The sequence below is a fragment of the Seohaeicola nanhaiensis genome (assembly GCF_042654245.1).
Taxonomy (GTDB): Bacteria; Pseudomonadota; Alphaproteobacteria; order Rhodobacterales; family Rhodobacteraceae; genus Seohaeicola_A; species Seohaeicola_A nanhaiensis.
Genome location: NZ_JBHSGI010000024.1, coordinates 76,011 through 89,133, shown reverse-complemented (window position 1 = coordinate 89,133; position 13,123 = coordinate 76,011). Strand labels below are relative to the sequence as shown.

At 65.9% G+C, this 13,123-nt stretch carries 12 protein-coding genes and 1 riboswitch; of the genes, 5 read left to right on the top strand and 7 right to left on the bottom strand.

What is annotated here, in order from left to right:
* Window positions 1-4: 4 nt before the first annotated feature.
* The 4 genes from cobW to ACFO5X_RS14855 all read right to left on the bottom strand — a co-directional run bounded on the left by cobW (window position 5) and on the right by ACFO5X_RS14855 (window position 3,312).
* Window positions 5-1,042 carry a cobalamin biosynthesis protein CobW gene (gene cobW, locus ACFO5X_RS14870; RefSeq protein ID WP_380718257.1) on the bottom strand — a complete coding sequence of 346 codons (1,038 nt, stop codon included), beginning with the start codon at window positions 1,040-1,042 and terminating at the stop codon, window positions 5-7.
* A complete protein-coding gene (locus ACFO5X_RS14865) occupies window positions 1,039-1,422 on the bottom strand; it encodes a DUF1636 family protein (RefSeq protein ID WP_380718256.1) in 384 nt (127 codons plus the stop codon). The genes cobW and ACFO5X_RS14865 overlap by 4 nt, the downstream gene beginning before the upstream one ends.
* 86 nt (window positions 1,423-1,508) lie before the next feature.
* A riboswitch (cobalamin riboswitch) is annotated at window positions 1,509-1,693 on the bottom strand.
* Window positions 1,694-1,744: 51 nt separating this feature from the next.
* Entirely contained in the window at window positions 1,745-2,344 is a 600-nt protein-coding gene (locus ACFO5X_RS14860; RefSeq protein ID WP_380718255.1) for an AAA family ATPase, read from the bottom strand.
* Window positions 2,341-3,312: a LysR family transcriptional regulator gene (locus ACFO5X_RS14855; RefSeq protein ID WP_380718254.1), complete on the bottom strand. Its 972-nt coding sequence runs from the start codon at window positions 3,310-3,312 to the stop codon at window positions 2,341-2,343. The genes ACFO5X_RS14860 and ACFO5X_RS14855 overlap by 4 nt, the downstream gene beginning before the upstream one ends.
* A gap of 87 nt (window positions 3,313-3,399) precedes the next feature.
* Between ACFO5X_RS14855 and ACFO5X_RS14850 the strand changes: the two genes are divergently transcribed.
* From ACFO5X_RS14850 to ACFO5X_RS14840, 3 genes are all read left to right on the top strand, one after another.
* Window positions 3,400-4,281 carry a phytanoyl-CoA dioxygenase family protein gene (locus ACFO5X_RS14850; RefSeq protein WP_380718252.1) on the top strand — a complete coding sequence of 294 codons (882 nt, stop codon included), beginning with the start codon at window positions 3,400-3,402 and terminating at the stop codon, window positions 4,279-4,281.
* Window positions 4,282-4,446: 165 nt separating this feature from the next.
* On the top strand, window positions 4,447-5,355 hold the full coding sequence (locus ACFO5X_RS14845; protein ID WP_380718251.1) for a LysR family transcriptional regulator: 909 nt from the start codon (window positions 4,447-4,449) through the stop codon (window positions 5,353-5,355).
* Between the two features lie 94 nt (window positions 5,356-5,449).
* Window positions 5,450-5,608 (top strand): hypothetical protein, encoded by a 159-nt coding sequence (locus ACFO5X_RS14840; protein ID WP_380718250.1) that lies wholly within the window; start codon window positions 5,450-5,452, stop codon window positions 5,606-5,608.
* 44 nt (window positions 5,609-5,652) lie between these two features.
* Here the strand turns inward: ACFO5X_RS14840 and rpoD are convergent, their stop codons facing one another.
* Window positions 5,653-7,638, bottom strand: coding sequence for an RNA polymerase sigma factor RpoD (gene rpoD, locus ACFO5X_RS14835; protein WP_380718249.1), 1,986 nt, complete (start codon window positions 7,636-7,638; stop codon window positions 5,653-5,655).
* Between the two features lie 132 nt (window positions 7,639-7,770).
* Window positions 7,771-9,711 carry a DNA primase gene (gene dnaG / locus ACFO5X_RS14830; protein ID WP_380718248.1) on the bottom strand — a complete coding sequence of 647 codons (1,941 nt, stop codon included), beginning with the start codon at window positions 9,709-9,711 and terminating at the stop codon, window positions 7,771-7,773.
* A 242-nt stretch (window positions 9,712-9,953) separates the two neighbouring features.
* Between dnaG and ACFO5X_RS14825 the strand changes: the two genes are divergently transcribed.
* A complete protein-coding gene (locus tag ACFO5X_RS14825) occupies window positions 9,954-10,412 on the top strand; it encodes a hypothetical protein (RefSeq protein ID WP_380718247.1) in 459 nt (152 codons plus the stop codon).
* A gap of 16 nt (window positions 10,413-10,428) precedes the next feature.
* On the top strand, window positions 10,429-11,355 hold the full coding sequence (locus tag ACFO5X_RS14820) for a hypothetical protein (RefSeq protein ID WP_380718246.1): 927 nt from the start codon (window positions 10,429-10,431) through the stop codon (window positions 11,353-11,355).
* On the opposite strand, the gene ACFO5X_RS14815 is transcribed toward ACFO5X_RS14820, so the two are convergent.
* Window positions 11,356-13,080 carry an alpha/beta hydrolase gene (locus ACFO5X_RS14815; protein ID WP_380718245.1) on the bottom strand — a complete coding sequence of 575 codons (1,725 nt, stop codon included), beginning with the start codon at window positions 13,078-13,080 and terminating at the stop codon, window positions 11,356-11,358.
* Between the last annotated feature and the right edge of the window lie 43 nt (window positions 13,081-13,123).

Sequence of the window (13,123 nt, the reverse complement as noted above, 5' to 3'; positions counted from 1 at the left end):
GCGCCTACCCCACCAGTGCCTCGCGGATCGCCACCGCGTCGATGTCGTCATGCTCGGCAATTACGACGAGCCGGCCACGCCGCTCCTCGCCGGGCTGCCAAGGCCGATCGAACTGGTGGCGAACGCGTGCCCCGACCGCCTGCACGAGAAGCCGCATCGGTTTTCCACTGACCGCCGCATAACCCTTGACGCGCAGGATGTTACGGGTCGTTGCCAAGGTGGATATCCTTGTGGACAGATCCTGTGGATCGGCCACTTCCGGAATCTCGACAACAATCGAGTCGAAATCCTCGTGATCGTGATCGTCGGCACCGTCATGATGGCTGGGGCGGGCCTCGAGGTCGTCTTCGGCGGCGGCTCCAAGGCCCAGGATGACTCGCGGGTCGATGGCCCCCTCGGAGACTTCGACCACCGGCAGGGGGCGCGGCGCCTCGGCCGCGATGACCGCACGGGCCGCCGCCACGCCTTCGGGGCCGGCAAGATCGGGTTTCGTCAGCAGGACGATATCCGCGCAGGAGATCTGATCCTCGAAGACCTCGCTCAGCGGAGTCTCGTGATCCAGACTGTCATCCGCCGCCCGCTGCGCATCAACCGCAGCCACGTTCGGCGCGAACCGTCCGGCGGCAACAGCCTCCGCATCGGCCAGGGCGATGACCCCGTCCACGGTGATGCGCGAGCGGATGTCGGGCCAGTCGAAGGCCTTGAGCAGGGGTTTTGGCAGGGCCAGCCCGCTCGTCTCGATCAGGATGTGATCCGGGCGCGGATCGAGCGCCATCAGCGCTTCGATCGTCGGAATGAAATCGTCTGCCACGGTGCAGCAGATGCAGCCATTGGCCAGTTCGACGATATTTTCGGCCGGGCAGTCGGGGATGGCACAGGACTTCAGGATCTCTCCGTCCACGCCCACGTCGCCGAATTCGTTCACCACAACGGCCAGGCGCTTGCCGCCGGGATTTTGCATCAGATGGCGGATCAGCGTCGTCTTGCCGGAACCGAGAAAGCCGGTGATCACGGTAACGGGCAGCTTGGTGAGGTCTTTCATGCGGGTGTCTCCAGCGGGGGAATTCGGGCGATGCAGTTCTTGCGGAAATGTTCGGGGCGTTCGCGCCAGGGCACCAGGCCGTCGGCGGTAGCGTGATAGCGGCTGGCGCCCTCATGCACCGTTTCCGCCTTGCCCGGATCGAGCCGGCCATAGACGTAGGTCCAGCGCGCCGGACCGCCGCGCAGGACGACCGAACAGCCGGAGTCGCAGTTGGAAAGGCACTCGACTGCCTTCAGGATTACCCCCTCGGGCCAATTCATCGCCTGAAGTTCGGCGAACAGCTGCGCACCGGGACGCCGTTCGCCGTCCACTACGGGCAGGCCCATGCGGCAGGTGGTGCAGACCAGCAGTTCGGTTTCGGCAGTGTCGCTCACGCGCATAATCCCTTCAGTCAGGCGGGAGAATGGCCGAATCCGGTCAGGGACCCGTCCCCGGAACACCCCGCCCGGTTCACGTCGTCGTCGCTGCTGGCAGGTCTCCCGGCTTGCGGATGTCAGGTTTCCCTGGCGGCCCCCCTGCCTTCCCGGACCCGTCGGGACCAGTGGCTGCGGGCGACCTCTCCGGTCACGGTCGCGGGGGCGGCTGCGCTTTGGGGCCCCTGCCCCTGTCGCATTCCCTTTTCACCCGGAGACAGCGTCACCGGGCACCAGCGTCCGGCATCTGCGCAGCCCTGCCCCGCCTTGTCAAGCTTGCCGCGGCCCGTCACAGGGTGAGGATGCCCGGCATCCGGCTGCGCCGCACGAAGGCGACATTCGCCATGTCATTCGCGTCGGTCCGACGCTGCGCTGCATCCGCGTCCAGCCCCTGCGCACGCCACCGCGCAAGCAACCGGGCGCGCAAGACCGCGTCCGGCGAATCGACAAAGACGACCAGAGACCACAAGGACGCGAGGGCCGCCCAGGGCGGTTCTGCGCAGGCCAGATAGTTGCCTTCGACCACAACGATCCGGTGCCCGGCGGTCACCGCGATCCGACCGGCGATGGAACAGTCGAGGGTGCGGTCGAAGTCTGGCAGACTCATCTCGGCTTCGTGCACCAGCCGGTGCATGGCGTGGACAAGCCCGCCGGTGTCGAAGGTTTGTGGAGCCCCCTTGCGATGCAGCAGCCCGCGCGCGGCAAGCACGTGGTTGTCGAGGTGAAAGCCGTCCATCGGCACACAGACGGCGCCGGGGCCAAGCCGGTCGACCAGGGCGGCGGCCAGGATCGACTTGCCCGCGGCCGGCGGCCCGGCAAGCGCGATCAGGATGCGCGCCTGCGCCTTCGGCAAGGCCCGCACCAGAGTTTCGAGGCGATCGAGGCTCATGCGCTGCTGCCGGTGCAGAATGTGCGGCTTTGGCCTGCCCATTCGGCAAGCAGGCCCATGCAGCTGTGCGCCGCACTGCCCTCCTCGCCCGCCCGCACCACGGCGCGCCAGGTTATGGCAAGGCCCGGTCCGGCGCTGCCCAGAGGCCGCAAGGGCCGCAGCACCAGACCGCCCCGCCCGGCCCGTTTGCGCGCAGGCCAGCCTGCGAGGATCGACACGCCGCGCCCAGCGGCGACGAGTTCGAACACCGCCTCGGTGTGGCCGACCCGGATCACCCGCCCGGGAAATGTCTGGGCCGGTTGCATGAAGCGGGCATTCTCCATGTCCGGTGCGCGCTCGAAACTGTAGGAAAGAAAAGTCTCGCCGGTCAGATCCGATGGAACGATCTCTGCCTTGCTTTCCCAAGAGTGACCGGGGGCGGCCAGCGCGATCAGGTCGTCCGTCCCGACTGGCAGCATGTCGAGCCCCGGCGCCAGCGGACGGGTGGGTGTCAGCAACAGGTCAATGGCGCCGTCGAGCAGGTCGCCGATCCGGCTGCCGCCATTGCCGGCGTGCAGAGCGATCTGCACCGCGGGCATCCGCGCGGACAGCCAGTCGGTGAACGCGGGCAGCCAGTGGACATCGGAATATCCCGCCTGCCCCAGGATCACCCTGTGGCGGATGCCGCCGGCCCCGACCTCGGTCACCTCGGCCTCGACCGCCGCGAGGTCTCGCAGCAGCCGCTGGGCGGTGACGCGGAGCCGCTCGCCAGCCAGTGTCAGCACCACGCCGCGACCGCGCTTTTCTGCCAGCGCAACGCCCAGCCTCCGCTCGGCCTCGCGCAGCCGGTGGGACAGCGCAGACTGGGTGACGCCCAATGCCTCGGCCGCCTGCGTCAGAACCCCGGTGCGCCCCAGGGCGTCGATCATTGCCAGGTGGCGCAGATCCAGCTGGGGCAACCGACCGGTCCAGTCATGAGAGTTGCTCATCGGTTTCCCGCAGATTTCGAATTTGTCTCATGAAACCTGCTGCGGCAGTCTGGTGCAAGTCAAGTCGCTCACGAAAGGTCTGACACGATGGGACTTAACCTTGCGGCGGAAAGCCGAGATTACGTCGAACAGTATTGGGAAGAGGGCTATGCGGTGGTCCGCGGCCTGTTTTCCAAGGACCGCATGAAGGCGGTTCAGGCCGAGACCCGGCGCATCTACGAGGAAGGGTTGAAGCATCACGCCACCTATCGCGACAAGAACGTGCTTTTCGAGATCCTGCCCGAGCGATTTGCCGGTCAGCGCTATGTGCTTCAGGCACATTGGATGTCGTGGATCTCGCCCCTCTTCGAGGAACTGCGCCGTGATCCGGCCTATTTCGCCATGCTCGAACCCCTGCTCGGACGCGACATCCGGCAGGTATCGAACCAGATCCACTGGAAGCCGCCCGGAGCCTCGGTCACCGGCTTCCGATTTCACCAGGATCTGCGGTTCCGCGAGCGGATGGACGCCTATCGGGACGTGATGACCTCCTACATCAACACCGGTCTCGCCATCGATCCCGCGACGAAGGAGAACGGCTGTCTGCGCGTGGTGCCGCGCAGCCACAAGTTGGGATACCTGGGTCTCTCGGATGACGGCGGCGCGCTCATGAAGGGCGACACAGCAATGGACGAGCTGCGAAGGGTCGGGCTGAATCCGGCCAATATCGTCGATCTGGAACTGGAGCCCGGCGACGTCGCCCTCTGGAGCCTGCTCACCGTGCATGGCAGCCAGGCCAATACCTCGGATCACGACCGCGCCTTCCTGATCTCGAGCTATCTGCGTGCGGAAAAGACCGACCGGGGCGAATGGGCTTTCCGCGACGGCGTTCCGACACCAGTTGGCGCGGAACCCGAAATCTGCAAATACGAACAGCTGCGCGAAAAGCCGGGACCGTTCTACGTCGAGGATGACTGGTACGCCCGCTGAACCGGAAATCGCGCTGCGCGCGATGCCTCCGGCGGGGATATTTCTGGCAAGAGGAAGCCGAGGTCCCGCTTTTCCTCTTGCCGGCAGTATCCCGGGGTCCGGGGCAGAGCCCCGGCGGCCGGAAGGCCGTTTCCCTTGGGCCAAGGGTGTCCTAATCTTTCGGTCATGGCCTTCTCGATCCGTCAGCTTCAGTATTTCGTCGCCGTCTGCGAACACGGCACCGTCAGCGGTGCGGCGCAGGCGCTGGCGATTTCGCAATCGGCGGTCACCGAGGCGGTGAAGGGGCTGGAAGACGATCTGGGCCTGCGGCTGTTCGAGCGGCATGCCCGGGGGCTGCACATGACCCACAAGGGGCACCAGTTCCTGCGCCATGCGACGTCGATCCTTGCAGAGGTATCCGGCGCGCGGCGGGCCATGGCGGAGCGTGACGAAGACATCACCGGGCGGCTGCATCTGGGCGTCACCTCGCTGATGGCGGGCTATGTGATGAGCGATCTGCTGGCGCGCTACCGGCGGGCCAATCCGCAGGTCGAGGTCTCGGCAATCGAGGACAACGGGGAATATCTCGAACACCTGCTGATCGGCGGCGAGCTGGATGTGGCGGTGATGGTGCTGTCGAACCTGCACGACCGTCTGGCGCTGCAGGTGGAGATCCTGGATGTCTCGCCCTATCGGCTGTGGCTGCCGATGGGCCACCGCCTGGGGGCGCAGGACAGTATCCGGGTGGACGATCTGGCCGACGAGGCGCTGATCATGCTGGATATCGACGAGATGGGGGGCGCGGCGACGACGCTGCTGGCGGCGCTGGGGCGCAAGCCTCGGGTCGCTTTCCGGACCCGGTCGGTGGAGGCGGTGCGCAGCCTTGTGGCGACGGGGGCCGGTGTGACGCTGCTGCCGGATCTGGTCTATCGGCCCTGGTCGCTGGAGGGGGACCGGATCGAGCAGCGCGATGTCTCGGGGGCCCTGCCGGTGGTTCAGGTGGGAATGGCCTGGCGGAAGGGGTCGCCTCTGTCGGCGGCCGCGCGGGATTTCATCGCCATCGCACAGGGGCATTCCGCCCAGCGCGGACGATAGCATTTGGGGCGTCCCAGCTAGGACGGGGGGTCATATTATTGATTTCAATCGATTTTTTAGGAGTGACCTTTTTGGGGCGCCCGGGAAAGGCCTCTTGCAGACCGCTGACCGGGCGGATTCCTGCGCGGACTTCGGTCTGGTTTCCCGGTCAGAAAAGCAGAATCCGGCGACGACGCCGGGCGCAAAATCCCTTGCCGGACGTCGGGCGTTCTCCGTGACGGAAAACGCCCTGTTGCGTCTTCTTTCTGAATGAACCCGTTGCACCCCCCTCTCGGGAAGCTGTTGCGCGGAGAGCGCTCACTGATCCAGGAACGACCTCAGCTTGCGGCTCCGGCTCGGGTGCTTCAGCTTCCTGAGCGCCTTCGCTTCGATCTGACGGATCCGTTCGCGCGTCACGCTGAACTGCTGGCCCACCTCTTCCAGCGTGTGATCGGTGTTCATGCCGATGCCGAAGCGCATCCGCAGCACCCGCTCTTCCCGCGGCGTCAGGGAGGCCAGAACGCGCGTCGTCGTCTCCTTCAGGTTCTCCTGAATGGCCGAATCCAGCGGCAGGACGGCGTTCTTGTCCTCGATGAAGTCGCCGAGCTGCGAATCCTCCTCGTCGCCGATGGGTGTTTCGAGCGAGATCGGCTCCTTGGCGATCTTCATCACCTTGCGGACCTTTTCGAGCGGCATCTGCAGCTTCTCGGCCAGTTCCTCGGGCGTCGGTTCGCGGCCGATCTCGTGCAGCATCTGCCGGCCGGTGCGGACCAGCTTGTTGATCGTCTCGATCATGTGCACCGGGATACGGATCGTGCGCGCCTGGTCGGCGATCGACCGGGTGATCGCCTGACGGATCCACCACGTCGCGTAGGTCGAGAACTTGTAGCCGCGGCGGTATTCGAACTTGTCGACCGCCTTCATCAGGCCGATGTTGCCTTCCTGAATGAGATCAAGGAATTGCAGGCCGCGGTTTGTGTATTTCTTGGCGATGGAGATGACGAGGCGCAGGTTGGCCTCGACCATTTCCTTCTTGGCCTGGCGGGCTTCCTTTTCGCCCTTCTGGACCTGGGCGACGATGCGTCGGAATTCGGTGATGTCGAGGCCGACATACTGGCCGACCTGGGCCATGTCGGCGCGCAGCTCTTCCACCTTGTCCGACGAGCGTTCGATGAAAGCCTGCCAGCCGCGGCCGCCCTTCTCGCCCATGTCGGAGAGCCAGTTGGGGTCGAGCTCGCGCCCGCGGTATTCGTCGATGAATTCGCGGCGGTTGATGCGGGCCTGGTCGGCGAGCTTGACCATGGAGGAGTCGATCGCCATCACGCGGCGGTTGATCCCGTAGAGCTGGTCGATCAGCGCTTCGATGCGATTGTTGTGCAGGTGCAGTCCGTTCACCAGCACAACGATTTCCGAGCGCAGCGACTGGTAGGTCGATTCGTCGAGGGCGCTGAACGAGCCGTCCTCGTTCAGGGTGGCCGAAATCCGGCTGTCCTGCATCTCGGAGAGCAGAGCATAGTCGTGGGCAATGCGCTCCAGAGTGTTCAGCACCTGGTCCTTGAGCGCGGCCTCCATCGCGGCGAGCGACATGTTGGCCTGCTCGTCGTCCTCATCGTCGTCTTCCTTGATGATCGGATTGCCGTCGGCGTCGAGTTCGGGGTCCGAGCCGCCTTCCTCACGGGAGGACTCACCGCTTTCGGAGGAAACGATTGGCGCGCCGACATCGTCGTCGTCGTCGAGCTGGTTGCCGAAGGTGGTCTCGAGGTCGATGACGTCGCGCAGCAGGATGTCTTCGGATAGAAGTTCGTCGCGCCAGATGGTGATCGCCTGGAAGGTCAGCGGGCTTTCGCAGAGGCCCGCGATCATGGTGTCGCGGCCGGCCTCGATGCGCTTGGCGATGGCTATCTCGCCTTCGCGGGAGAGCAGTTCGACCGAGCCCATCTCGCGCAGATACATGCGCACCGGGTCGTCGGTGCGGTCGAGCTTCTCGTTGCCGGTGGAGGCGAGCGAGACCTCGCGGGCGTCGGACTGGGCGACGACTTCGGTCGAGCCCTTCTGCTCTTCCTCCTCGGCTTCCTCGTCCTCGATGATGTTGATGCCCATTTCCGAGAGCATCGACATCACGTCCTCGATCTGCTCCGAGTTCACCTGATCGGGCGGCAAAACCTGGTTCAGCTGGTCGTACGTGATATATCCGCGCTCGCGCGCCTCGGCGATCATCTTCTTGACGGCCGCCTGGCTCATGTCGAGCGAGATCTCGTTGTCCTGATCCTCGGTCTTGACGTCGTCGGTGTCCTTGGCGGCCATTCAGAGCTCCTGCACGATTGCTACGGGCGATTCTACTTCGGTCGATTCGCGGGTCCGCGAATCAATAGCGCGATCGAGTGATTCGGCCACCCGTCTAGCGGTTTTTCTTCCGGGTTTCCCTACCATTTCTGGTCAATTGTCCGGTTTAGCGTGTCCAATACGCTGCAGAAGCGCGTCAAACGCCGTGCGTTCGTCGCGACTGATTCGCGCGCCGTTGGCTCCGGTTTCATATTCCGTCCGCTCCTGCTGTTCGCTGCGCAGGGCGCGATGGCTGGCCTCGGCCGCCTGGCTGAGACGCCAGGTCAGGGCTTCGTCGGCCATGTGGTGCAGGTCTTCCACCGCCTCGTCGATTTCGGCCTGCAACCCGCGCTGCGCCTGCAATTTCGCCAGTTCCTCGCTCAGCACCATGCGCGCGACGTCGGCATCCCCGGGACGGCGTACGCTGGGCGTGATGGCCACATGGCCAAGGGAGAACAGGTTTTCAAGGGGTGCGGGGCCGATCCGGGTGACTATTTCGGCGCGCAGGGCCTCGGAAGAGGCGCCGGCGTGGCGCAGGATCAGGTCGCGCAGCGCGAGGTGATCGGGGTCGGAGCAGTCGAGCCGCTCGATCTCGGCCTCGAAGGCGTGGATCACCGCGGGGGTCGCGATCAGCGTGGCCAGAACGACCGCGACGCGCAGGCGGAGCTGGCCGGAGTCGTCGGAGGCGACGAGAAGGGACGAGCGCGTGCTGGCGAGGGGGGCGAGCGGTGCGGCCTTGCCCCTGGGTGTCCAGGGCGTGCGGGCGCGGCGCGGATTGAACAGCGCCCAGCGCAGGGCCTTGATCTCTTCGGCGTAGTGGCCGCGGATCGAGGGATCGCGGATCAGCTTGATCTTCTCGCGCAGGGCCTTGTCCAGCGCGGCCTTGCGTTCCGGGCTGTCGAAGACGCGGCCTTCGGTCTCGCGCCGCCAGAGCAGACGGACCATGGGGATCGCCTCGTCGAGCAGCTTCTGCATCGCCGGGGCGCCCGACTTGCGGATCAGGTCGTCGGGATCCTGGCCTTCGGGCATGAGGGCGAAGCGCAGCGACTGGCCGGCCTCGAGCAGTGGGAGGGCGAGGTCGATCAGGCGCATGGCGGCGCGCAGTCCGGCGGTGTCGCCGTCGAGCGCAATGACCGGTTCGGGAGAGATGCGCCACATCAGGTGCAGCTGTTCCTCGGTGATCGCGGTGCCGAGCGGGGCGACGGCGCCATTGAAGCCGCCGGCGTCGAGCGCGATCACATCCATGTAGCCCTCGGCCACGATGAGCTGGGCGCCCTTTCCGGCCGCTTCGCGCGCGGGGGCATGGTTGAACAGGTTGCGGCCCTTGTCGAACAGCACCGTTTCCGGGGAGTTCAGGTATTTCGCGTTGTCGTTCGGATCCATCGCGCGCCCGCCGAAGGCGATGCAGCGCCCGCGCGCGTCGCGGATCGGGAACATGATGCGGTTGCGGAAGACGTCATAGGGCTTGCCGCCCTTGGACGAGGGTCGCGCAAGGCCCGCGTCCAGGATGAGATCCTCGGCCACACCCTTGCCGCGCAGATGGTCCCACAGGCCCTGCCAGGCATCGGGGGCAAAGCCGATCTCCCATCGTTCAAGCGTCTTGTCGTCGAGACCGCGTTTGGTCAGGTAGTCGCGCGCCGCACTGGCGGCGCCGGTTTTCAGCTGCAGGCGGAAGAACTGTACGGCCTGTTCCATCACCTGCACCAGTTCGGTGCGGCGGTCGGCCTTCTGTTGCGCCTGGGGATCGCGGGCGGGCATGGTCATGCCGACCTCGCGGGCGAGGATTTCGACGGCTTCCATGAAGCCGACGTTTTCGGTCTGCTGCACGAAGCTGAGCGCGTCGCCCTTCGCGTGGCAGCCGAAGCAGTAATAGAAGCCCTTGCGGTCGTCGACGTGGAAGGAGGCGGATTTCTCCTGGTGGAAGGGGCACGAGGCCCAGAGGTCGCCCTTCCCCTGATTCGACTTGCGCGGATCCCAGGTGACCTTGCGCCCCGCCACGCGGGCAAGGCTGGCACGGCTGCGCAACTCGTCAAGGAATCCGGGAGGAAGACTCATGGCCCTTCATAGCACGCGGGAGGTGGGAAAGGCGAGGCGGTGGAATGCAGGCGCGGGAGTCTTTGGGGAGGCCCCCGCCCCTCTCCGACGGCGAGGGGACGCGCATTTGAGAAGCGGAGGGCGCGGACGGGAAGGGAGTCATGAGTATCCGGAAAGAGAAGAAGCTGGGTACGCGGGCGAAATTGAACGCGGGCGTGAGTCGTGCTAGCCCTTGGGCATTGATTTCAAGCTGGCCTTTTTTCATGACCGAGACACAGCCGTCCGTGCCCATTGTTCCCGCGAGCGATCCGCCGCCGGCGCTGGGGTTTCCCGATCTCGTCGATCTTTCGCTCAAGCTGAACGGACGTATCGATACGCTTTGGCAGAGGGTGATCTATGCCCATGGCGTGATGGTCGGCGTGCTGGTCTTCTTTGCCTCGGCGGAGTTTCCCTTCGCCATTCCCCGGATGCTGGTGGTGTTCTTCTACACGATGAACTCCATCGTGACCTATGTCGCCTTCCGGGATGCCTATGGCGGGCTGCGCGCCGTGGTGCAGGATCTGGCACAGGTCGCCGACCCGAAAAGCCATGTCTATGTCTGGGCGAGGGCGCAGAATTACGACATGCACGCGATGCGCCGGGCGGCGATCCTGATCGTGGCCTGGGCGATCATCAGTTACCTGATCCTCGCGCCTCTGGTCAGCTACTGGCGGATTTTCTGAAGCAAGGAGTTTTCACATGCTGCGTTTCGCGCTGCTGGCCGCCCTGACCCTGATCGCCGGCGCCGGGCGCGCGCAGATGGTGACCCATGAGGTCATGGACCGGCAGGGGTTCGACCGGGAGATCGTGGCCTATACGATCGACGTGCCGCGCGACTGGCAGGTCGAGGGGCAGATCCTGTGGCAGAAGCCCTGTTCCGGCAACGATCTTTACGAACTGGTTCTGACGGCGCGGTCTCCCGACGGTCGCACCGGCGTCCGGGTGGTGCCGGGGCATCAGATCCTCTGGACCGAGGCGATCCTCGCCGGTCTCGATCCCTATCTGGAAGCGCAGATGAAGGTGCAGGTCGAGGCCGACCGCAACCGGCTGCGCACCCAGTGGCAGGGATCGAATTGCCATGTCGGTCTGGTGCGGGATGCCGAGTCGCTGGTGCAGAATTTCGTGCTGGCGCAGCGGCCGGGCGCTCAGGTGCTGAAGCGCACACCGAACGAGGCGCTGCGGGCGCAATACGCGCAGATGGCTGGGGGCACGCAGGTTCCGGGCTCCAGCGTGGCCTATGATGCCTTCACGCTGGAGCTGACCTATCGGCTGGGCGGCGGACCGGTGATCGAGCGGGTCGGGTTCAGCTGGTACATGTTCCAGAGCGAGCTGCGGGATTCGAACATGTATGCGCTGAACCAGCATACGGTGGTGAACGCGATGCAACTGGAGTGGGTGGCGGTGGAGCGACAGGCCGCGGACGAGGCGCTGATCAAGCAGATCGCCGCGTCGTTCCGGGCCAATCCCGAGTGGCAGCGCAAGGTGGGCGAGGTGCAGCAGAAGCTGGCGGAGCAGCGCCGGCAGGCCAACGAGCAGACCGCGCAGCAGCGCGAGCGGGACCGGATCCAGCGCGAACTGCTGAACGACCAGCAGCATCAGCGATTCCTGGACTATATTCGCCAGTAGCTATTGCGAGACGATGGCCTCGACCACGGGGGCCAGCTTTTTCACCACTTCGGCGTCGGAGACGGTGCGCTGCAGGACGATGCGCGCCTGCTGGGCGGAGTGGACGTTCTCTCGCTGCAGGTTGCCCAGGACCGAGATCAGGCTGCGGTCCGAGCAGATGCCGCGGCGATAGGTCCAGACCGGGGAGGCACCGGGCGAATCGGCGAACAGGCCGCAGCGGTTCTGCGGGGCATTGTTGGTCCAGAACAGGGTCATCATGTCGGCGAGCGCCGAGCTGTCGTCGGCGAAGTAGCTGTGCGCGAGCATGTCCTCGCCGAGTTCGGACATGTCGATGCTGTCGATCTGGGAGGAGGTGAGCGTGGTCTTGCCGCCGATTCCGGCGCGGGGCATGTCGCCGTGCAGCTTGCGCGAGGCGGTCAGCGCCCAGTCTTCCTCGGAGGCGTAAAGAGTCATCCGCTTGGCGAGCGGGCGGATCGTGGGCAGGATTTCCTTGAACAGGCCGGCGTCGACGTCGGGGGCGGCAAAGAGGATCTGCCCGAAGACCGGCGGGTCGCCGGGTTTGGACCCCTGGCGCAGAGCCATGAGTTCGAGCGCTTCGGTGAGGGCGCGGTTGCCCATCGAATGGGCGACGAGGTGGATCGTCTCGGCGCCGGACTTTGCGACCAAGTCGTCGAGGAAATGGGTCAGGCGGCGGCCCGAGAGCTGGACCACGGCGGTGTCGGCGACATAGCCAACGGTGGTGCCGCGCGAGGGCCAGGAATAGAGAATGGGGATGCCGGCGAAATTCATGTCATAGGCGATTTGCGCAGCGCGGCGGGCGGCGGCGTCGAAGGTCACGTTATAGCCGTGGACGAAGACGAAGGCCTCCTTTTCCGGCGTGTGGGTGAATTCGGTGCTGAGGCGGCGCCAGAAGCCCGCGGGTTCCATCGGCTCCACCGATTGCAGAACGACGTGTTTGGCAGGGTCGGCGCGGAATTCGAGACGCCAGATCGAGGGAGCCTCGACGAGGCCGGGGGTATGGGTCTCAGGGACCGAAACGGTGGCGACGCCCAGCTCCAGCGTGCCGCGGCCGGGGCCGTAGAACTCGTTGGGGTCGGCCTCGCCGGTGCGCGCGCGGTCGGTGGCATAATAGACCTCGACCTCGCGGAAGCCCTCTTCGCTGCCGCGCGCGCCCGCTGTGAGCGGTTCGAGCGCGGCGGAAGCGGCGGCGCGGTGGCGGGTGGCGGCGGCGGTGTCGCCGGCCTGTTCGGCCATGGTTGCAAGGCGGTTCAGGGTTTCGGCGATGACCGCGCCCGGCCGGGCGCCGGAACGTTGTTCCTCGACAAGGGCGGTGAGGGCCGTAACCGCCGAGGCGGGGTCGCCCGCCGCTTGATACAGGCGCGCGGCTTCGTCGAAGAGGCGGGCGGGATCAACGTTCAGCACGGCGCGGTTGCCGGCGGCATAGCGGCCGAGTTGCAGCAGCACGCCGGCGGCCTCGGCGCCCCTGCCCTGCCCGATCAGCAGGTCGGCGCCAAGACGGTAGAGGTCGAAGACCAGGCGGATGTCGGGATCGGGGCTGGCCTCTTCCTGCGCCAGCAGTGCGTCGATCCGGTCGAGCGCGGCGGGCGGATCGGTTTCGGCCAGATAGGCCAGGCCGATCAGGCCGGGATCCTCCTGCGCGGTGAGGCCAGCGGGCAAGGCCGCCATTAGCGCCACGGTCAGGGCACACATCCAACGCTTGAGCACTCGTCGATCCTCGCCGGAGTTTCCGCGGTCATGGTGGCCCGAC

What these genes read in the sequence shown, in the direction of transcription:
- cobW (WP_380718257.1), bottom strand. Translation starts at nt 1,042, where the DNA reads ATGAAAGACCTCACCAAGCTGCCCGTTACCGTGATCACCGGCTTTCTC.
- ACFO5X_RS14865 (WP_380718256.1), bottom strand. Translation starts at nt 1,422, where the DNA reads ATGCGCGTGAGCGACACTGCCGAAACCGAACTGCTGGTCTGCACCACC.
- ACFO5X_RS14860 (WP_380718255.1), bottom strand. Translation starts at nt 2,344, where the DNA reads ATGAGCCTCGATCGCCTCGAAACTCTGGTGCGGGCCTTGCCGAAGGCG.
- ACFO5X_RS14855 (WP_380718254.1), bottom strand. Translation starts at nt 3,312, where the DNA reads ATGAGCAACTCTCATGACTGGACCGGTCGGTTGCCCCAGCTGGATCTG.
- ACFO5X_RS14850 (WP_380718252.1), top strand. Translation starts at nt 3,400, where the DNA reads ATGGGACTTAACCTTGCGGCGGAAAGCCGAGATTACGTCGAACAGTAT.
- ACFO5X_RS14845 (WP_380718251.1), top strand. Translation starts at nt 4,447, where the DNA reads ATGGCCTTCTCGATCCGTCAGCTTCAGTATTTCGTCGCCGTCTGCGAA.
- rpoD (WP_380718249.1), bottom strand. Translation starts at nt 7,638, where the DNA reads ATGGCCGCCAAGGACACCGACGACGTCAAGACCGAGGATCAGGACAAC.
- dnaG (WP_380718248.1), bottom strand. Translation starts at nt 9,711, where the DNA reads ATGAGTCTTCCTCCCGGATTCCTTGACGAGTTGCGCAGCCGTGCCAGC.
- ACFO5X_RS14825 (WP_380718247.1), top strand. Translation starts at nt 9,954, where the DNA reads ATGACCGAGACACAGCCGTCCGTGCCCATTGTTCCCGCGAGCGATCCG.
- ACFO5X_RS14820 (WP_380718246.1), top strand. Translation starts at nt 10,429, where the DNA reads ATGCTGCGTTTCGCGCTGCTGGCCGCCCTGACCCTGATCGCCGGCGCC.